The sequence below is a fragment of the Bacillus fonticola genome, assembly GCF_012955605.1.
In the GTDB taxonomy this organism is placed as follows: domain Bacteria; phylum Bacillota; class Bacilli; order Bacillales; family JC228; genus Bacillus_CG; species Bacillus_CG fonticola.
In genome coordinates this window covers 837501-856801 of record NZ_CP052135.1, presented here as the reverse complement: position 1 = coordinate 856801, position 19301 = coordinate 837501, and the positions used below count along the sequence as shown (strand labels likewise).

The 19301-nt window shown below is 44.0% G+C and carries 18 protein-coding genes and 12 tRNA genes (1 of these 30 only partly in view); 6 read left to right on the top strand and 24 right to left on the bottom strand.

The window, feature by feature from the left end; genetic code table 11:
• Window positions 1-28: 28 nt before the first annotated feature.
• The 5 genes from HHK01_RS04220 to queG form a co-directional block, all read right to left on the bottom strand.
• Complete coding sequence (locus HHK01_RS04220; protein ID WP_407646928.1) at window positions 29-1786, bottom strand: phospho-sugar mutase; 1758 nt, start codon at window positions 1784-1786, stop codon at window positions 29-31.
• A 359-nt stretch (window positions 1787-2145) separates the two neighbouring features.
• Complete coding sequence (gene nfsA / locus HHK01_RS04215; protein ID WP_170008649.1) at window positions 2146-2889, bottom strand: oxygen-insensitive NADPH nitroreductase; 744 nt, start codon at window positions 2887-2889, stop codon at window positions 2146-2148.
• A gap of 150 nt (window positions 2890-3039) precedes the next feature.
• Window positions 3040-3513, bottom strand: a complete 474-nt coding sequence (trmL, locus tag HHK01_RS04210; RefSeq protein WP_170006551.1) for a tRNA (uridine(34)/cytosine(34)/5-carboxymethylaminomethyluridine(34)-2'-O)-methyltransferase TrmL — start codon at window positions 3511-3513, stop codon at window positions 3040-3042.
• A gap of 19 nt (window positions 3514-3532) precedes the next feature.
• Window positions 3533-4426, bottom strand: a complete 894-nt coding sequence (locus tag HHK01_RS04205; protein ID WP_170006550.1) for an amidase domain-containing protein — start codon at window positions 4424-4426, stop codon at window positions 3533-3535.
• A 120-nt stretch (window positions 4427-4546) separates the two neighbouring features.
• Complete coding sequence (gene queG / locus HHK01_RS04200) at window positions 4547-5680, bottom strand: tRNA epoxyqueuosine(34) reductase QueG (RefSeq protein ID WP_170008648.1); 1134 nt, start codon at window positions 5678-5680, stop codon at window positions 4547-4549.
• A 77-nt stretch (window positions 5681-5757) separates the two neighbouring features.
• Between queG and HHK01_RS04195 the strand changes: the two genes are divergently transcribed.
• Window positions 5758-6435: a B3/B4 domain-containing protein gene (locus tag HHK01_RS04195; protein WP_170006549.1), complete on the top strand. Its 678-nt coding sequence runs from the start codon at window positions 5758-5760 to the stop codon at window positions 6433-6435.
• Between the two features lie 458 nt (window positions 6436-6893).
• On the opposite strand, the gene HHK01_RS04190 is transcribed toward HHK01_RS04195, so the two are convergent.
• Window positions 6894-6967: transfer RNA gene (locus tag HHK01_RS04190), tRNA-Gly, on the bottom strand.
• 162 nt (window positions 6968-7129) lie between these two features.
• Between HHK01_RS04190 and HHK01_RS04185 the strand changes: the two genes are divergently transcribed.
• Both HHK01_RS04185 and HHK01_RS04180 read left to right on the top strand, forming a co-directional pair.
• Window positions 7130-7648 carry an acyl-CoA thioesterase gene (locus tag HHK01_RS04185; RefSeq protein WP_170006548.1) on the top strand — a complete coding sequence of 173 codons (519 nt, stop codon included), beginning with the start codon at window positions 7130-7132 and terminating at the stop codon, window positions 7646-7648.
• Between the two features lie 134 nt (window positions 7649-7782).
• The gene (locus HHK01_RS04180) at window positions 7783-8760 is read left to right on the top strand and encodes an NAD(P)H-dependent flavin oxidoreductase (protein WP_170006547.1); all 978 of its coding nucleotides are present in this window, start codon (window positions 7783-7785) and stop codon (window positions 8758-8760) included.
• 47 nt (window positions 8761-8807) lie between these two features.
• Here HHK01_RS04180 and HHK01_RS04175 read toward each other — a convergent pair whose 3' ends face one another.
• Window positions 8808-9341, bottom strand: coding sequence for a histidine phosphatase family protein (locus HHK01_RS04175; RefSeq protein WP_322619390.1), 534 nt, complete (start codon window positions 9339-9341; stop codon window positions 8808-8810).
• Window positions 9342-9465: 124 nt separating this feature from the next.
• On the opposite strand from HHK01_RS04175, the gene HHK01_RS04170 reads away from it, so the two are divergent.
• The gene (locus tag HHK01_RS04170; protein ID WP_170006545.1) at window positions 9466-11586 is read left to right on the top strand and encodes a catalase; all 2121 of its coding nucleotides are present in this window, start codon (window positions 9466-9468) and stop codon (window positions 11584-11586) included.
• Entirely contained in the window at window positions 11568-11696 is a 129-nt protein-coding gene (locus tag HHK01_RS15740) for a hypothetical protein (RefSeq protein WP_265575555.1), read from the top strand. The genes HHK01_RS04170 and HHK01_RS15740 overlap by 19 nt, the downstream gene beginning before the upstream one ends.
• A 96-nt stretch (window positions 11697-11792) precedes the next feature.
• On the opposite strand, the gene HHK01_RS04165 is transcribed toward HHK01_RS15740, so the two are convergent.
• The gene (locus HHK01_RS04165; protein WP_170006544.1) at window positions 11793-12512 is read right to left on the bottom strand and encodes a sulfite exporter TauE/SafE family protein; all 720 of its coding nucleotides are present in this window, start codon (window positions 12510-12512) and stop codon (window positions 11793-11795) included.
• A 182-nt stretch (window positions 12513-12694) separates the two neighbouring features.
• On the opposite strand from HHK01_RS04165, the gene HHK01_RS04160 reads away from it, so the two are divergent.
• Window positions 12695-13024 (top strand): helix-turn-helix domain-containing protein, encoded by a 330-nt coding sequence (locus HHK01_RS04160; RefSeq protein WP_170006543.1) that lies wholly within the window; start codon window positions 12695-12697, stop codon window positions 13022-13024.
• A gap of 165 nt (window positions 13025-13189) precedes the next feature.
• Here HHK01_RS04160 and HHK01_RS04155 read toward each other — a convergent pair whose 3' ends face one another.
• From HHK01_RS04155 to HHK01_RS04080, 16 genes are all read right to left on the bottom strand, one after another.
• Window positions 13190-14200, bottom strand: a complete 1011-nt coding sequence (locus tag HHK01_RS04155; RefSeq protein WP_228027653.1) for a hypothetical protein — start codon at window positions 14198-14200, stop codon at window positions 13190-13192.
• A gap of 132 nt (window positions 14201-14332) precedes the next feature.
• Window positions 14333-15142 (bottom strand): TasA family protein, encoded by an 810-nt coding sequence (locus HHK01_RS04150; protein ID WP_170006541.1) that lies wholly within the window; start codon window positions 15140-15142, stop codon window positions 14333-14335.
• Window positions 15143-15202: 60 nt separating this feature from the next.
• Window positions 15203-15910, bottom strand: a complete 708-nt coding sequence (locus HHK01_RS04145) for a TasA family protein (RefSeq protein WP_170006540.1) — start codon at window positions 15908-15910, stop codon at window positions 15203-15205.
• A gap of 75 nt (window positions 15911-15985) precedes the next feature.
• A complete protein-coding gene (sipW, locus tag HHK01_RS04140; RefSeq protein ID WP_170006539.1) occupies window positions 15986-16567 on the bottom strand; it encodes a signal peptidase I SipW in 582 nt (193 codons plus the stop codon).
• 119 nt (window positions 16568-16686) lie between these two features.
• A complete protein-coding gene (tapA, locus tag HHK01_RS04135) occupies window positions 16687-17751 on the bottom strand; it encodes an amyloid fiber anchoring/assembly protein TapA (RefSeq protein WP_228027652.1) in 1065 nt (354 codons plus the stop codon).
• A 386-nt stretch (window positions 17752-18137) separates the two neighbouring features.
• Window positions 18138-18219 (bottom strand) — tRNA-Leu (locus HHK01_RS04130).
• A 25-nt stretch (window positions 18220-18244) separates the two neighbouring features.
• Window positions 18245-18319, bottom strand: a tRNA-Cys gene (locus HHK01_RS04125).
• Window positions 18320-18329: 10 nt separating this feature from the next.
• Window positions 18330-18404: transfer RNA gene (locus HHK01_RS04120), tRNA-Gly, on the bottom strand.
• A 4-nt stretch (window positions 18405-18408) separates the two neighbouring features.
• Window positions 18409-18483: transfer RNA gene (locus tag HHK01_RS04115), tRNA-Gln, on the bottom strand.
• A 46-nt stretch (window positions 18484-18529) separates the two neighbouring features.
• Window positions 18530-18605, bottom strand: a tRNA-His gene (locus HHK01_RS04110).
• Window positions 18606-18617: 12 nt separating this feature from the next.
• Window positions 18618-18691: transfer RNA gene (locus tag HHK01_RS04105), tRNA-Trp, on the bottom strand.
• Window positions 18692-18697: 6 nt separating this feature from the next.
• Window positions 18698-18781: transfer RNA gene (locus tag HHK01_RS04100), tRNA-Tyr, on the bottom strand.
• A 17-nt stretch (window positions 18782-18798) separates the two neighbouring features.
• Window positions 18799-18874, bottom strand: a tRNA-Thr gene (locus tag HHK01_RS04095).
• Between the two features lie 22 nt (window positions 18875-18896).
• Window positions 18897-18972 (bottom strand) — tRNA-Phe (locus HHK01_RS04090).
• Between the two features lie 194 nt (window positions 18973-19166).
• Window positions 19167-19243 (bottom strand) — tRNA-Asp (locus HHK01_RS04085).
• Between the two features lie 3 nt (window positions 19244-19246).
• Window positions 19247-19301: transfer RNA gene (locus HHK01_RS04080), tRNA-Met, on the bottom strand (it continues 22 nt past the right edge of the window).

The window sequence follows — 19301 nt, the reverse complement described above, 5'->3', positions numbered from 1 at the left end:
AAATTCAGTATGATCTTTCATTTCTCCACTATTGTACAATCCTCATAAAGTGCTCCGTCATCCTCGCCAAAGCAGAATCACTCTCTTCTGAAGATTCTTCGCATACTCCGAAGTAAAACTTACACTTCGGCTCTGTTCCGGACGGTCTCACACAGCACCATGCTCCTCCAGCCAGATAAAACTTTAACACATTTGAAGCGGGCAAGGTAAGTGCGGTCACTTCACCCGTAGCGATTTCAGTTCGCGTTCCTTGGTTGTAATCCTCTGCAAAGAGTACTTCCCGTCCAGCAATAACTGTCGGTGGATTCTCTCTTAATGAGCGCAGAATCTGAGCGATTTCCTCCGCCCCCTCTTTTCCTTTCCGCGTAATCGAATGCAAAGTTTCGCGGAAGTGTCCATACGTTGCGTACAGATCTTGGAGAACATCGTACAAAGTCTTGCCTTGTTTTTTGTAATAAGCGGCTGCCTCCACTGCTAATAGTACCGCCTGAATCGCATCCTTATCACGTACTGCCGGATCGATCAAATAGCCATAGCTTTCTTCATACCCGAATAAGAACGTGTGCTGACCACTTTGTTCAGATCGCTTAATGTTTTCTGCAATAAATTTAAAGCCTGTCAACGTATCCTCTACCGAAACACCGAATTGATTTGCGATCGTTTCCCCGAAAGGCGACGTAACGATAGTTTTATACAGAATCCCGTTTTCGGGAAGAGTGCCGTTTGCTTTTTTTTGTGATAGCAAGTAATAGAGTACAAGCGCACCCGTCTGGTTACCAGTGAGCACGGTGAACTTGCCTTTATCATTTCGAACACACACTCCCATTCGATCTGCATCGGGATCTGTCGCTAACAAAATATCTGCATTTACTCGCTCACCGTAGTCTATAGCTAACTTGAAAGCAGCGGGTTCCTCAGGATTGGGAAGATCTACTGTAGAGAAGTTAGGATCTGGTTGCATCTGTTCAGCTACGGTTGTGACATTCTCATACCCACAGTTGGCGAGCAACTTAGTCACAGGTCTCCCGGCAGTCCCATGAAGTGGGGTGAACACAATTTGTAGTTCACTATCCCGCTCATTAGCTTGACATTGCTCTACATTCTGAACCATTTGCAAATAAGCTTGATCTATAGCACTGTCCAGCATGCGAATCAGTCCGCTTTCCTGCAATTCCGCAAAGAGCTTAGGTTGCAGTGACAGTTCATCTTCTACAGCATTTACATATGTAATTAATTCTTCTGCCGGATCAGGAGGTAGCTGAGCCCCGTCGTCTCCATACACCTTCAATCCGTTGTACTCAGGAGGATTGTGGCTCGCTGTGATCACGATACCAGCGGCTGCACCTAATTTTCTCACCGCAAAGGAAAGCTCTGGTGTGGAGTGTGGGGTTGGGAACAGATAGACAGGAATACCATGAGTACCCACCGTCTCCGCAACGACACGCGCAAATACATCAGACTGGTGTCTCGAATCGTAAGCAATGGCCACTCCTTTTTTCGCGGCATCTGCTCCTTTGTCTACTAGAAACTGGGCTAAACCTTCACTCGCTTTTCGCACCGTATAGACGTTCATTCGGTTTGTCCCTGGTCCAAGTTCTCCGCGCATGCCCCCGGTACCGAATTCCAGAGTACGATAGAACGCATCTTCCCTCTCGCGTTCAGTCATCTTCCTTAATAGCTGTTTGTCTTGCTCGTCTACTTTGTTATGAGCTAACCAATATTGATACGTATCTATTGTCAGCACGCTATTCCACCCTTTCTTATGTATATCATCAGCCGTTTGCACGAAAAATAAATTCGTGATCAGACAAGCAAACTCCTGTTAAAATTCAGGTAGTATGCATAATATGACAAAACTAGACAGTCGAAAGATCCACCGCTCATGTTTCTTTTCGCAAACCTTTGAGGTATACTAATCATAACAAAGTATGGGCAATTTGATTACATAATTAATAAGTTCAGGCATATTTTGACCGTCCTGGGCTTCTAAAGGAGGAAACGGTGATGGGAACAGTTCTTATTCTAGGTGTAACCGTTACGTTCCTAGTGGCCATTTTCACTGCAGGCTACGAAGACAAACCAGGTTCAAACCGTAAATAAATTAGCGATAAGAAACCTGCTGACCTAAAATCAGCAGGTTTCTTTTTATCGTTTGTTAAACCCCTTCTTCTCCACAAACTCCTTCATATACATCCGCGTAGGGTTTGAGAGCATTCGCACCATTTGCTCGCTCCACGTATCTGTCCTCTTCCCCTTCGTGCGTTCCGTATAGTACGACTGAATGATGTCATCGTACTCCTGTAGCGTCTCTTCGTAATGCTCGTCTTTGTATGTATTTTCATGGTACACGTGAGCTCTCGGAAGTCGTGGCTTTTGAGACGTTTCTTTCGCAGGCACTCCAATTGCCATGCCAAACAGGGGCAGTACACGATCTGGTGTTTCCAGTATCTTTGTAACCTCTTCTAAATTGTTGCGAATGCCCCCGATATAACAAAGACCTAATCCCATCGACTCCGCTGCAATTGCCATATTTTGTGCAGCCAGTGCGGCATCAATGCACGCCACCATAAATTTCTCTGTACTGTCTAGCATCTCGCTAATGTCTTCTCCCGCTCTCTTTGCCATCCAGTCATGTCTGTGTAAATCTGCGCAAAACACGAAGAAATGTCCGTTCTCCGCCACGTACTCTTGACTCCCGGCGAACTGGGAAAACTGCTTCTTCTTATCCGGATCGGTCACGCCAATAATCGAATACGCTTGTATGTAACTAGAAGTAGATGCTGCTTGTGCGCTTTGAACTAACGTGTGTATCGTTTCTTCTGTTAGTGGCTCTGATTTAAATTTGCGCACAGAGCGATGCGCTATTATCGTTTTTATCGTGTCGTTGATCATGACTCTCACACTCCTCTACGTCTATCTTTACAACTCTTCACTTAGAAAGCAAGAAACCTACTCTTTTCCGATAGAAGATCCATCAAAATAACTGCTACCAAAAATGAAAAACAGCGTAGCCAGGTTCCCCTCACTACACTGTTCTTCTCACTTCATCCCCGGAAATCCTTGTTGACGAAGGGCCTCATAAATTAAAATGGCTGCCGTGTTCGACACATTGAGTGCGCGCACTTGATCTGTCATCGGTAAACGCAATGCCCGTTCTTTATGTGCTTCGATCAATTCCGGCGGCAAACCGTTCGTTTCACGGCCAAACACGAAGAATACGTCTTTGTTCCCAAAATCGTATGTGAAGTCACTGTAGTATTGTTGACCGAATTTTGTTACTAAATAAAACTCGCCATCTGGAAATCGCTCAAATAACTCTTCTACAGCATCATAATAAGAGACGTTCACGTATTGCCAATAATCTAGACCGGCACGCTTTAGCATGCGGTCGTCTGTGGAAAAGCCAAGTGGACGAATTAAGTGTAAGTCGGTGTTTGTTGCTGCACAAGTACGGGCAATGTTTCCTGTATTAGCTGGGATTTCTGGTTGATACATAACAACGTGTAATGCCATAACTACTATCTCCTCTTTCTCAATCGTCTACAATGGTAAAAAATGTGTAACGTATGTTTGGGGTATAGGCTGTAGAATCTTCGTACGCCCAATAGCGATTGCGACTGTTGTACGTGTGCGCGTTCACTAATGGTTCTCCGTTTGCATCCTTTGCGGTCACAATCGTATTGTGATTGTACCTGCCGTCCCCTTCAAAATCATAACATATGACGTCCCCAAGTTTTAGCTCTCTTGCACTCGACACTTCTTTTGCACGCAATCCGGTCGTGGAATTTGCTAAGTAATTTTTCAAACTGTGGGCAACAGACCAGCTGTAGCTCCAGTTATTATTTTGCATCCACCAGCCCGAGCCCCGATTCGGATACCCACGCATCGGGGCGCCTCCCTCGTGTAAGCACTGAGAGATGAAATTGGTACAGTCGTTTTCAAACTGTTCGTACTTCGGGTTATAGCTGTTCCACCAGCGTTCTGCATATTGAACAGCCTTTCTTCTATCGTACGTAAAAGGAGCACGTATGACTGGATCGGTTACATCTAACTCATCGAGTGTTGTCGATGCGGGATCCTCAGGAGCTGATTCAGCCAATGGAAGAATCGCATCGTCCATCAGCTGTTCGCGGTAAAATTCTGCTTTCCGTTTCTCCAAAGCTTCTTCTACGTAGAAATGATCTTTTTGACGAATCAACCAATGATGGTGCAACCAATAATACACTTCCTGCACTTCGTCCTGCTCATCAATCCGGTCAATGGCACCTTTTGCCCTCGCTTTCACAATTTCAGCGTTTCGTTCTTGTAAAGACCATTTCTTGCGCTCCAACGTCTCCAAGTGATACAGACCGTAACGTTCAGACGGCTCATTGGACACCGCCTGCTCGACATAATGTGTGATAAAGGCTTGCAGCTGTTCTTTCATCGAACCCCTCCCCATCGGACCCACACGATGTGGGTTAGAAAGGCGTTAGCGTTTTTAGCCCTTCATCCTTTATCTATATGTCAGAGGTGGGCGCTTCGACGTTGTCCACTTTAAATTTTGTTATTTAGAGTAAAACGCAAGTCCCTTATCCATCTCTGCAAGTACGCTCGAGTCGGTTTCTCTCCCTTTCGCAAAAAGAATCTCCTCTTTGCCCGTCTCGGTTCCGATCTTTCCAAGTGCCCAAGCCGCCGTTCCGCGAATCACCGGTCGTGGATCCTCTTGCATGACTTGTACTAAAGTACCCTCTGCTTCTTCAGCTTTGTAATGTGCAAGAGCTAAAATCGCGTTACGTTGAATCGGCTTTTTCCCACGCCAAGAACCAGCCATCGTTCCGTACGTATCGCGGAAATCTCTGTTGGACATCGTCAGTAGCGGCTCCAACAGTGGCTTCACCTTTTCCGGATCTGGCAGAAAGTCGATTTGGTGTGCGGTATGCTTTCCTTTGTTCTTCGGGCAAACGAGCTGACACGTGTCACAGCCGTACAAACGATTTCCGAGCTTACTTCTAAACTCGTCTGGGAGAAAATCCTTCGTTTGCGTTAAATAAGCGATACAGCGTTTTGCATTCAGTTGTCCACCTTCGATAAGCGCTCCAGTCGGACAAGCGTCAATACAAATCGTACAATCTCCGCATTGATCTTCCATCGGTTCATCCGGCGCAAACGGAAGGTTCGTAATCATTTCGCCTAAGTATACGTAGGAACCGAATTCTTCCGTAATAATCGCGCAGTTTTTCGCACTCCACCCAATTCCCGCTCGCTCAGCTACAGCCCGATCAGAAAGCTCTCCTGTGTCGACCATTGACCGAAACCTTGCATGTGGAACGCGCTCAGCCAAATACGTTTCCAACTGTTTTAATTTTCGTCGTAGTACGTGATGGTAATCCTCTCCCCACGATGCACGACAAAATAACCCTCGTCGCTCCCCGCGTTTACTTTGCGGTGCCCCTTCTAATTTGGAAGGATAAGCTAGCGCGATCGCAATGATAGAACGCGGCTGCTGAAACGTCTTCTCTGGGTCAACCCGCTTCTCAATGTCCGGCTCCTCAAAGCCTGACGCATAGTCCAGCTCTTGCTGACGTAGCAAGTGGTTCTTCAACTCATCAAACGGTTTTGTTTCAGCAAAGCCAATCTTATCGATTCCGATCGAACGACTATACGCAATGACCTCTTCTTTCAAAGCTGCAAAATCCATCACACCAAACCTCCTTTCCTAACGTCTGTTTGTCATCTATGATAAACTACTTGTAAGTAAAATGGGGAGGGAAACTTATGGAACTGACCGTGCACCCATCCTTACAAAAATCTTATCCAGGTTGTTTGTTTGGGGCAATTTTTTATGAAGGCATTACTGTAGGAGAAACACCGTCCATGCTGAAGGGGCGGCTTCACTTCTTTCTGGAGACGACACATACAGAATTACAGGAGCAGGAAGTGACAACTAGAGGCGCTGTCCAAGAGTGGCGTGACTTGTTGAAACAAAACAGCGTTTCCGTTAGTCGATACAGACATTCCGCTGAGAGTTTGTTGCGCAGAGTAAAGAAAGAAGCCCAGCTTTCGGGACCACATTCCGCTGTAGACGTGAACAATTTATTTTCGATGCAATACGGTCTTCCTGTAGGATGCTACGATCGCGCCAAAACAGTTGGCAACGTCACTATACGACTGGGAACAGAAGAAGACAGCATGCCAGCCTTAAATGGAAGAGAGGTTACCCTTACAGGATGGCCAATTCTTGCAGACGATCGTGGCCCTTTTGGCAGTCCATATGTCGACTCACAAAGAACAGCCGTTACTGAAAAAACGACTAGCGCTTTGCAAATAGGCTTTCTCCCGCCAAGTTTTTCTCAAGAACAAGCAGACAGACTACTTGAATCGTGGGCAAACATGTTCACCCAAGTACACGGTGGACAAGCCACTCACACAGCTTACAAAGTTAATGTACATTGAACCGGGATTAACGCTCTTAAACCCGGATTAACGCTCTTATCTCGGGATTAACGCTCTTAAAACCCAGATTAACGCTCTTATTTCGGGATTAACGCTCTTAAACCCAGATTAACGCTCTTATCTCGGGATTAACGCTCTTAAACCCGGATTAACGCTCTTAAACCTAGATTAACGCTCTTATCTCGGGATTAACGCTCTTAAACCTAGATTAACGCTCTTATCTCGGGATTAACGCTCTTAAACCCAGATTAACGCTCTTATCTCGGGATTAACGCTCTTAAACCTAGATTAACGCTCTTATCTCGGGATTAACGCTCTTAAACCTAGATTAACGCTCTTATCTCGGGATTAACGCTCTTAAACCCGGATTAACGCTCTTATCTCTCTAACTCACAGGGTAAAAACAGGCACAAAAAAACGCTTGCTGCCCTTCTTGAGCACAAACGTGAAAGATCATATGGAGCGGGTGATGAGAATCGAACTCACATCATCAGCTTGGAAGGCTGAGGTTTTACCACTAAACTACACCCGCATATATTTTCTAAGGAACACATTCTATTATATATTGTGATCGCCACCAAGTCAATCCTTTTTTTATGAAACTCTGCAAAAAAACAAAAGTGTATTCCGACAGCTTCCAATGGATATAGATTGAACTAACAGAAGAATAAACTATAGAAAAGGTGCTGACATCATGGCAGAAAAATATTGCAAAGAGTCTAGAGTCGTGCAAACAGACTTAGTACTCCCCAACGACACGAACAACCACCACACTTTATTCGGTGGTGTGTTAATGAAACGGATTGATGCTGTCGCTTCCATTGCCGCCAGGAGACATTGCCGTACAGAAGTCGTCACAGCCTCCACAGATTCCGTTGACTTTTTACATGCGATTGAGCCGACGGATGCTGTCTCTATTGAAGCATTTGTCACTTATACAGGGAGAACATCGATGGAGATCTTTGTCAAAGTCATTAAGGAAAATCTAATGTCAGGCGAGCGAAAAATCGCGACAACGGCTTTTCTTACCTTTGTCTCACTCGACGAACAAGGGAATCCGACTGCTGTACCGACCGTTATGCCAGAAACAGAAGAGGAAAAGAAACTTTTTGAAACAGGAGTAGATCGAGCTACGATTCGTAAAAACAGAAGAAAAGAAAGCAATGAGCTCGCCGCGTTTATTTCATTACAAAAGTCTTGGGAAAAAATGTGACGTGGAAGCTGTTTTCAGCCCTTTTAAGAAGGGTGCACAAGGGCTGGTCTGTTTTAACGCAAATTCGAAACAGGAATTCCCCACTTACAAGGCGAATAAGGAAACGCAACCAGAAGAAGGAAGGGAGAGGGAAGATGAAAACACGTGTAACAGACCTATTTGGCATTACCTATCCGATCGTACAAGGTGGGCTCGCGTACTTAGCTTACGCTGAACTAGCAGCTGCTGTTTCCAATTCAGGTGGCCTCGGACAAATTACGGCAATGACGCTACGTACCCCTGATAGACTACGAGAGGAAATCCGCAAAGTACGAACGCTCACCGACAAACCTTTTGGAGTGAATTTTGCCATCGGAAGGCATGATGGGCAGTATAAAGAACTACTCGAAGCGGCGATTGCCGAGCAGGTTCCCGCCATCTCGATCACTGGCGCCAATCCCAAGCCTATTTTTGAGAGATTAGAAGGAGAAAATATTCGTACACTCGTCCTAGTGTCAGGGGTCAGACACGCGCAAAAGGCAGAAGAGCTTGGTGCAGATGCCGTCATGGCTGTAGGTCAGGAAGGCGGCGGACACCTCGGCCGCGACGATATTGGCACGATGGTGCTCATCCCCCGTGTCGTTGAGTCCGTATCGATACCCGTACTAGCGAGTGGAGGCATCGGCACAGGTAGCGGGTTGCTAGCAGCCCTTTCACTCGGTGCAGAAGGAATAGAAATGGGGACCAGGTTTATCGCTACTCAGGAATGTGTTCACGCTAGTGAGGCTTACAAACAAGCTGTTATCTCTGCAAAGGAAACAGACACCGTGATTATTAAGAAAACGTTAGGCTCACCAGGACGCGTATTAAAAACCGACTTCACCGAAGGAATTATCGCCCGCGAGCAAGCAGGCGCCACTTACGAGGATTTAAAAGAGATGATTAGCGGAATGGCAAACTGCAAATATATTTACGACGGAAACGAAGCAGCAGGCTTTGGTTGGGCAGGCCAAGTAGCGGGGCTCATCAACCATGTGCCTACCGTTCAAGAGCTATTCGACGAGATGACGAGTGAGGTTAGAGTTGGTCGCAAACGGATGGATGAGATTTTCGGAGAAACGATTACTAGCTAAAATACCAATTTAGTAGGGGGCCGCAACGCAAGCCCCCTACTCTCTTGTTACAAATCAATGTGCACAACCTTACACGTACCTTCACCCGAGAAAGAGACAGAATACAAATCAGGATTGCTCAACCTCTCCCATTCGTTAAATCCAACATCCTCATTAAAATATTTGAGTAATAGTGATAATAGATTCCCATGCGTCACCATCACTACATTTCCTTTACTCAACTCTTTAGCGTCCTGTAACACGGCAACGGCTCTTTCCATAGCTTCCCTACTAGACTCACCACCGTCCACACAAAAGTCAAGATCATCAAATGACTTTTGCAACAGCATCAGCCAGTCTGGATGCGGTTCCGGAGCAAGTACCCTTTCAGATAGACGTTCATCTTCTTCTATGCCTATCCCTACACTATTTGCCAAAGGTTCAATAGATTGCAAGGCTCTCACATACGGACTAGAGATGATTCGTTCAATTTTTAGTTCACCGAGATAATCAGCTAGCTCTTCCGCCTGTTCTCTACCCTTTTTAGTAAGTATTGCCTCAGGCGCTTGACCCTCCGCCTGACAATGTCTAACGAGATACATATGGCCCAAATTCCGTCCTCTCCTTTCCAAATTTAAGTATAAAACATAAAGGGGAAGAGATAATAGTAGTGTGGTAAATTCCACCTCAAAAGTTACACGCCACACAGATGGGAAGGGATGAAAAATGGACAACGGCAAGCAACAAAATAAATCTACTCCACAAAAGAACAGTAAAGATGAACAACTCGAAAATTTCCGCTCGAACCACGGTGGCGAGAAGCTAACAACAGATCAAGGGGTACGTGTTTCCAATACTGACGATTCCCTCAAAGCTGGCGACCGAGGTCCGACTTTAATGGAAGATTTCCATTTCCGTGAAAAGATGACCCACTTCGATCACGAGCGTATTCCAGAACGCGTTGTCCACGCTAGAGGTTCCGCTGCGCACGGCTACTTTCAAGTGTACGAGCCCATGGCTGAATTTACGAAGGCCAAATTTCTACAAGATCCATCCGTGAAGACACCTGTGTTTGTTCGTTTCTCTAATGTGGTCGGTTCAAGGGGTTCAGCAGACACTGTACGCGATATAAGAGGTTTTGCAACGAAGTTTTATACAGAGGATGGCAACTACGATTTGGTCGGGAATAATACACCAGTCTTCTTCATTCAAGACGGTATGAAATTTCCTGATTTGATCCACGCGATTAAACCAGAGCCTGATAATGAAATACCTCAAGCCTCTTCGGCCCATGATACTTTTTGGGACTTTGTCGTCAGCACACCAGAAACTGCTCACAATACCCTATGGCTTCTCTCTGACAGAGGAATCACTCGAAGCCTTCGCATGATGGAAGGCTTCAGTATCAATACGTTCAGGCTCATCAATGAGCAAGGGAAAGCACGCTTTGTCAGATTCCACTGGAAACCTAAACTCGGTGTTCACTCTCTCGTTTGGGACGAGGCTCAAAAGTTAGCCGGTAAAGATCCCGATTACTTGCGACGAGACTTATGGGATGCTATTAACATGGGCGAATACCCTGAATACGAACTTGGGATTCAACTCATAGAGGAAGAGGATGAGTTTAGCTTTGACTTTGATATCCTCGATGCAACGAAGTTTTGGCCTGAGGAAGTGGTTCCAGTCAAAATCATTGGTAAAATGACTTTGAATAAGAACCAAGATAACTTTTTTGCGGAAACGGAACAAGTAGCGTTTCACCCTGGCAACGTAGTAGCTGGAATCGACTTTAGTAACGATCCTTTATTACAAGGACGACTCTTTTCCTATACAGATACCCAGCTCATCCGTTTAGGTGGTCCGAACTTTCACGAGATACCGATTAATCGCCCGGTCGCTCCTGTAAACAACAACCAACGGGATGGGTACCACCGTATGACGATCGATCAGGGAAAAGTGAGCTATTCACCGAATACCATGCAAGGGAATTCGCCGGAACCCGCATCAGAAGCTGAGAATGGTTACGTGCACCACGTTGAGAAAGTGGAAGGCAAAAAAATTCGTAAACGTAGCGATAGCTTCAAAGATCATTTCAAACAAACCACTCTCTTCTGGAACAGTATGTCTGATCCAGAAAAACAACATATTATTGATGCCTTTCATTTTGAAATCGGCAAGGTCAAAGATAAACAAATTAAACAACGTGTAGTGGACATGTTCAACAACGTCGACGGACAGCTAGCTATCCAAATTGCTGCAGGTGTAGGCGTAGACGCACCTAAAACTCCAGGTGGATCAGGTGTTACGGATACGTCACCGGCCGTAAGCCAAGTAGGCACAGTCAAAGACGCCGGAACGAGAAAAGTCGCCATCCTAGCTGAAAACGGCTTTAACTACCCTGAAGTGACCAAGTTTATGGAAGGAGTACATAGAGCAGGAATACACACGGACATCATTAGCAAAAACTTAGGAATGATCACCTGTGCAGACGACCAGCAACTAGAAGTGACCAAAACTTTCCTAACAACAGGATCTATTATGTACGATGCCGTTTACGTCACCGGAGGCAAAAAAAGCGTGGAGAATTTAATGGGGCAAAAAGACGCCTTACACTTCATTAACGATGCCTTCAAACACGCCAAAACAATCGGTGCCACGAACGAAGGAATCGACCTACTTGCCTCAACAGAAATTCAAGGCGTTAAAACAGCGGGATCTGACAATACGGCAGAATTATTTTCAGACAAAGGAATAGTCACCATGCGTAACATGAAAGACATGAAGTCCTTTAGTGAAGGATTTACGAACGCCGTCGCACAGCATCGCCATTGGGAGCGGCAGGTTTAACCCCACCAAAAGGTTTGATGGATAATTTAGATGATTTGATGGACAAATTCAGTGATTTGATGGAGAACTCCGGTGGTTTGATGGACAAACTCAAGTCGTTTGATGGATAACCCATATGATTTGATCGATAAAATTTTAGTTGTTTGATGGGATGAAGAGTGTGGAAAATGTTAACTCATTCCACACTCTTTTTGTTCCTTCACCAACTACCCTACACTTTCAATCAATAAATACACCCCAGTAAAGAGTAAGATGACATACGTAAACAGACGAAACATCCGCTGGTTAATCCGCTTATACAAATTTTGCCCTAACATCAGACCAACCACAACAATCGGTAACGCTAGACCGCTCGACACCCAAACTGTACCGCTTGTCCCACTAAAGACCAGCTGCGTGACTAGACTAACTGCATAAATAAATAGATAGAAAGCTAACGTCGTTGCCCTCAACACCTCTTTTTTTGTATCCGTCACTGCAAAATAAAGCAATAGTGGTGGCCCGGGCATCCCTATACTAGTAGTGAGAACGCCAGACAAAACACCCACAACACGATCCCCAAAATAAGTTTGCTTCACTCGGAAATTTAGAATTAACAGTACCGTCAAAAACAAAATCAACACACTGACACCCAGTTTTAACACGTCAGCATCCACAGACAAAAAGATAAAAATTCCTACCGGTACTCCAATAAGGCTACCGATAATAAATCTCTTCATTATTCCAAAATCGATCTCTTTTCTAATTCTTGAAATAAGCGCAAGCGAAATCACAAGTGACAATACCAGATTTATTTGCACCGCTTCTCTTGGTTCAAATAAAAGAAGCAGAAACGGAGTAGCCATGATGGAAAAACCGAATCCGGTACTAGTTTGTAAGACGGAGGCGAAAAGAATAATTATGATAAAAACGACGACTGTATCCAACACAAACACACCTTAATACTTAATTAAATCAACAGACAGTTAGATTTATACCCATCTTAACACTTACAACTTCTATAGCAATGACTTATTCAATCATATTTCCACCTCACTTTCCGTTCTTCATATGGAACAAACCTTTCGCTATATGCTATAATGTTGACAAGGGCAGGTGATATTTTGAAATGATTGGTGAACGAATAAAAAAATACCGCCTACAAAAAGAGATGTCATTATCTGAACTGGCAGAAAGTGCTGGAGTGGCAAAATCATACTTGAGCTCGATTGAACGAAACCTCCAATCTAACCCTTCTATTCAATTTTTAGAAAAAATATCTGCCGAGCTAGGTGTCACTGTCAACATTTTGCTGCATGATGAACCGAGTGAAGAGGAAGGCAAAGAGTTGGATTCGGAATGGACAACACTCGTTCGAGAAGCCATGAGCTCCGGAATCTCAAAAGAACAATTTAAGGAATTCCTTGAATTTAATAGGTGGAAATTGAACAATCAATAACGGGACCTTAGAATAGGATCGAAATAGGAGGAAAGGCGTGTAGGTGACACAAATCATCAGGACGCTTTTTTGTGTTACAAGAGTCCTTCTGAGTTCGGCATAACCATTTTACTACATGCCAAAATTTACAATGAAAAAGACCTTGATTGATTATGGACGATCAGATCAAGGTCTCATGAGTCTAGTTCTCTTTAGGCGAACATCGCGCTTCATTCTTCTCTGGAACATAAACAGCGTAAGTCCCGTAGCTGTGAATACAACACCGGCGAGTAAGTAATTGAACAAATCCGTAGAAGTATCCGGCAAAATCTGACCATCACTTGGAGGAGAATTTAAGTCATCCTCATCAATCGGACGAACTGGATTGATTTCGTCTTCTTCATTTTCATCTGAGGTTGAATCTGGGTCTTCTGGATCTGGTCCCTCTGTTTCTGGATCATCTGGGTTTTCTGGGCCTGGCTCCTCTGTTTCTGGATCATCTGGGTTTTCTGGATCTGGCTCCTCTGTTTCTGGGTCTTCTGGATCTGGATCACCTGGGTCTTCTGGATCTGGCCCCTCTGTCTCTGGATCATCTGGGTCTTCTGTTTCTGGATCATCTGGGTTTTCTGGGCCCGGGTCCTCTGTTTCTGGATCATCCGGGTCTTCAGGATCTGGGTCCTCTGTTTCTGGATCATCTGGGTTTTCTGGATCTGGATCAGGGTCTGGATCTCGGGCCTCTACACCAAATAGTAGCTCAAAATTAAAGGCAAGACCTTGATACTCGTTCCCCAGTTCATAAGGAAAATCTACTCTAAACCGTAGATCTTCGGCAGAATTAGAAGGTAAATATCTAGGATCTAGACCCTCAAAATCTTTTAGTTTTCCTCCATATAGCAGTTCCGCTTTAGAGTTATCATCTTTATCTAAAGACCAAACCTTGAGCAAAAACTCATTGTACAAATCTACACCATCTTTTAAATCTTCATCCGCATTCTCAGTTCCACCAGTGAATTCCGCCCGTGATTGATACGTAAAACTTCTCTTCCCAGGATTTAAGATGGTAAGTGTCCGAGTAGCATAGTCACCTGGCTTCATGTTAGAGATCTTGAATAAATAGCTATCTGGTATTGTATCAAGATCTAGATTTGGGGCTGCATAACTCTTTGCTGCAGGCACGAAGCTTATTAGAGATAGCACAGAAACACATATAAATAATATTCTCAATAATCTCATCTCAAAACCTCACATATTTTAAGTTTCGGCACTTAAAATAGTTTGATTAAACAAAAGGTGGGTGAACACCCACCTTTTGTTTTTCATGACTTTCTTTTAGAATCCATCACCATTGTTCGCTTCTTCATTTGTTTCAACATAACCACTTTCGTCCATATCACGATCTGTTACTTCTTGACCATCCCATTGGCGAGCTTCAAGAGTGAAGGTTACATCTACAGTGTCACCTTGATATTTATTTTGCTCCTCAACACCACGATCGTCTCTTTCGCTGTATTCGACAAACTCAATGGATAGTTCAACTGCATCAAAGTCGTCTGGGTCTACAGGTAAGCCTGTATATTGATTTTGAGCCATAGAGGCAAGATTCACACGACCTTCCACCCAATAACCTGCAACCGCTCCAGATAATTTAGTAATCGCACCTTCGTCTTTAATACTAGGATTTGTTGCCTTGTAAATATCCGCCAAAGTTATCTCTTCGCTTGAACTGATGATCTCCTCTTTTGCACCTTCAATTCCAGTTTTTAATAGAGTTACTTTAAACTGAGATAGATATTCTTCTGCAGAGTTTTGCCCATAAGTATCCGGGTCTCCACCTTCTGGAAGATAATCAGTAAAGTCTATGCTATCAATAGATAATAGAACATCTTTGATTGCTAAAGAACCAGCGTTGTCAAGCTTGATATATCTCGTCATCGTATCCCCAGGTTTTAGATTGGATACGTTAAAGTTAACCGGCCCATCGTACTCATCCACTACAAGATCAAGAGTTCCTGCAGCTACACTAGCACTCACCTCTTCAATATCATTAAACGCCGCCCATGTTCCAGCTCCTACTAAGGACATACCAAGTGTGGCAGATAGTGCACCCATTGCTAATTTCTTTTTTAAAGTCATTTTCATTGTTCCTCCTATTAATAAGAATCTATCGATTTTTGAAGCTTGCATTTATGCTTGAGGAAATTACTCTTCTACTACTTCTACTATTACTTCTTCTACGTCATTGTCTCTTGACTCACCAGGCATTTGCGTTGCTTCAAAGACGAACTCGAGATTAGACATTTCACCTTGGTATTTGTTTTGGACCTGAAGACGGCTATTTGAAAAATAAGTATTGTCACTTTCAAACTCAACGTACACATCGTAAGTAATTGACGAATTACCTGCTGCTAAACCAACCGTGTTTTCATCTGTGTTAGTGAGTTCGTCAACCCCAGTACCAGCAGCCAACTCATTTAGATAACCATCAAAAACGTCTACATCTGGAGTCGCGTCATCACCCTTTTTCGTGATGACAACTTTAAATTGTGAAAGGAAATCGTCTTCAGTGTTTTCACCAGCAGCCTCCACACCTAGCTTTCCGGCAAGACCTAGCTCATCCTTGTCAGTCCACCCCTCTTGTTTCGTAGCGTGAACCAAAATCTGGTTGATGTCCAAAGAACCGTTATTTTCTAGTACTAATGATTCTGTGAAATAGTCACCAGGCTTTAAGTTACTTACCTGAAAGTCCATTGTAGTATCTTCACCAACAACTAGATCCAACGTCCCAGAAGCCAGTGTATTTTGTACCGTTTCCACATCATTAAACGCTGCCCATGTTCCTCCTCCGATAAGTGAAACCCCTAGTGCACCTGATAGGATGCCCAAGCTCATTTTCTTTTTCAAACTCATTGTAAAATTCCTCCCCAATTAATTTTCCACCCAAATAGGGTATGTATATTGAACTCTGATAGAGTTGCAACCGAATTAAGCTGATTTTTCTGACGGATCTGTTCTGGTAACGCTGTTGGTTTTTTCTTCAATCTCTCTAATGGCTTTGCGTATGGTGATAACAGAATAAGCGATTAGTAGAATGCCTGGTATAATAAGTAGCAGCCCTGTACCTAATGGTGAGCTAGCAAAGTTCAGAAAGTATCCAACAAGTGGAATGGTGATGCCAGAGTACTTTGCTACAACATTCTCTGCCACGACCGCATTCATATCAGGGTCCTCATTAGCGTCCCCTTTTGTACGGTAGTAGACGCTATCCTCATTGTTGACAACCTCAATAATTCTGTGGGTGACGATCTCATTTTCACCTTGTTTGAAACTGATTACGTCATTTTCCGTAAGATTCTTTGTATCGTTTAACTTTTCTACAAGAATGATAGAGCCAGTATTAAACGTCGGTTCCATCGACCCTGACAAAACGACCTTGAATTGATAGCCAAATAGTTCAGGTTCTCCGCCTGACGCTCTAGATGAGAAAACCATGAAGATCATGACTAGTAACAAAGTGATAGCAACCGCATACAAGCAATTACTTGCGATCTTTATAGTTTTTTTCAATTTATACACCTGCTTTCATAAGCTATAAGGATGCTTCTTCATTTGATATCTGCCCTATACATATTTCCCTAGCAAATTCACTTATCATCACGCTTGATTAAAATGACTAAACCTAATCCCTATCTATCAGGACCTTTTCCAGGTGGTGGGCCTGGCTTTCCATGAGAAGGACCTCTCTCGTCGTCGTTATTGTTGTCTCCCTCATCATCCTTGTCATTCCCTGATTCGCTGCCTTCTTCATTTTCCTTGTCATTCCCTGAATTGCTGTCTTCTGCATTTTCTTTGTCATTACCTGATTTGCTGCCTTCGTCGTTTTCTTTGTCATTTCCTGATTCTTTGTCTTCGTCGTTTTCTTTGTCATTCCTTGATTCGCTGTCTTCCTCGTTTTCTTTGTCATTTCCTGATTCTTTGTCTTCGTCATTTTCTTTGTCATTCCTTGATTCGCTGTCTTCCTCGTTTTCTTTGTCATTTCCTGATTCGCTGTCTTCGTCGTTTTCTTTGTCATTTCCTGATTCGCTGTCTTCTGCATTTTCTTCGCCGTCTGCAGTTCCATCATCACCTGAATTACCATCATCAACACTATCTGGATTACAGTCATCTACAATAATCTCTTCGCTCCACCCAATGTACGTGTATCCATTTTCATCAGGTTTGTTTTTAGCAGGGTGTCCTAGTGGTCTTCGAATCGTAAATTTGTAAGTACCATTTTCGGAAACTTGATCTGAGCTAATTTCTCCCCAACTCATTGACTCGATTACAGGAACAATACCTGTGTCAATCGGCGTATTCATATCAGAAACGTTGTATACATAAAATCTCCAAGTTGAGGTTGCATTTGCTTTATCACCAGCATTAAAAATTGTTGTATAGATCCTGCTACAACTGCCACCCGCTTGAGAACCGTCAAAGTCTAATGAACTTTTATCCCATTCATCATTGTCTGGAAGATCAAGGTCTGGAACATCCCATTTCACATGTAAAGAACTATCGAGTGATTCAATGTCATTAAAGGCAGCTCCTGTATAACCAACAAGGGAGATAGAAGAGATCACTGCAGCGTACCAAATCAAAAGAGCCTGTATTCCAAAAAACAAACCTTTCTGTTTCTTTCTGAATTTACGACTTCGTAAGTATCTAATAATGACTCCTCCCTTCCACTCGTTCTCGTTCTTAACAGTGAACATTATGTACAACGAGTTAGTTAATTCATTAGTTTGTTGCACTTTTATTTGTTTATCGTTGTTCGTTTTAACGAATCCACAAACTGAGTATATGACATATAGAACAGATTGAAAAAGTCGAAATATAGCCGTTTATTCGTTATAAAGAATGGTTTTCGTTCATTTCCTCGATTTATCTCTGGATTACTTACTTTTTCACAATTTTATACAGAACAAAATCGTTCTATATAGTGTACGACGCCAACAAGGTGAACCCCCACTACGGATTTCAGTTTCAATCATTGACATCATTTACAACACAAAAAAACGCCTACCTACAAAACTGTAGATAGACGTTAAAGTCCTTGATATTCCTGAATTCTTCTGTAATTGACAATAATAAAAAGTGATACCAGTGGCCGGGGTCGAACCGGCACTCCCGAGGGAACACGATTTTGAGTCGTGCGCGTCTGCCAATTCCGCCACACTGGCACATCAAAATGAAATATTAATTTTATGGAGGCGGCAACCGGATTTGAACCGGTGAATAAAGGTTTTGCAGACCTTTGCCTTACCACTTGGCTATGCCGCCGAATAAGCATTGGAGCGGAAGACGGGATTCGAACCCGCGACCCCCACCTTGGCAAGGTGATGTTCTACCACTGAACTACTTCCGCAAAATGGCTGGGCTAGCTGGATTCGAACCAACGCATGACGGAATCAAAATCCGTTGCCTTACCGCTTGGCTATAGCCCATTATGTAGGTCGGAATACAATATGCAAACCGGCTTAAATGTGTGCATGGGGCGACTGATGGGAATCGAACCCACGAGTGTCGGAACCACAATCCGATGCGTTAACCACTTCGCCACAGCCGCCATGAGTAATTTTGGCAGGGGCAGTAGGAATCGAACCCACACCGGAGGTTTTGGAGACCTCTGTTCTACCGTTAAACTATGCCCCTATCAAATGGTGGAGGGGGGCAGATTCGAACTGCCGAACCCGAAGGAGCGGATTTACAGTCCGCCGCGTTTAGCCACTTCGCTACCCCTCCACATATAAAAAAGAACGTGGTGCCGGCAAGAGGACTTGAACCCCCAACCTACTGATTACAAGTCAGTTGCTCTACCAGTTGAGCTACACCGGCATTAACTACAAATAGATAAAAATGGTGGCTCGGGACGGAATCGAACCGCCGACACATGGATTTTCAGTCCATTGCTCTACCGACTGAGCTACCGAGCCAAATAGTTTTCGGCTTCCGCTAAGCGGCGAATCTCTTCGTCAGCTTCTTCACTCACATCCTCACGTATTAAAATACGCTCCGGTGTTCCTTCAGACGCTTCCTCGATCTTCTTGCTTATCGTAACCCTATTATCATTAACAAGTTATTGTAAGCATTTATACAATCTCTCACTAACTTTTATCTTTTTAAACAATGGCGGTCCGGACGGGACTCGAACCCGCGACCTCCTGCGTGACAGGCAGGCATTCTAACCAACTGAACTACCGGACCATTTGGTTGCGGGGGTAGGATTTGAACCTACGACCTTCGGGTTATGAGCCCGACGAGC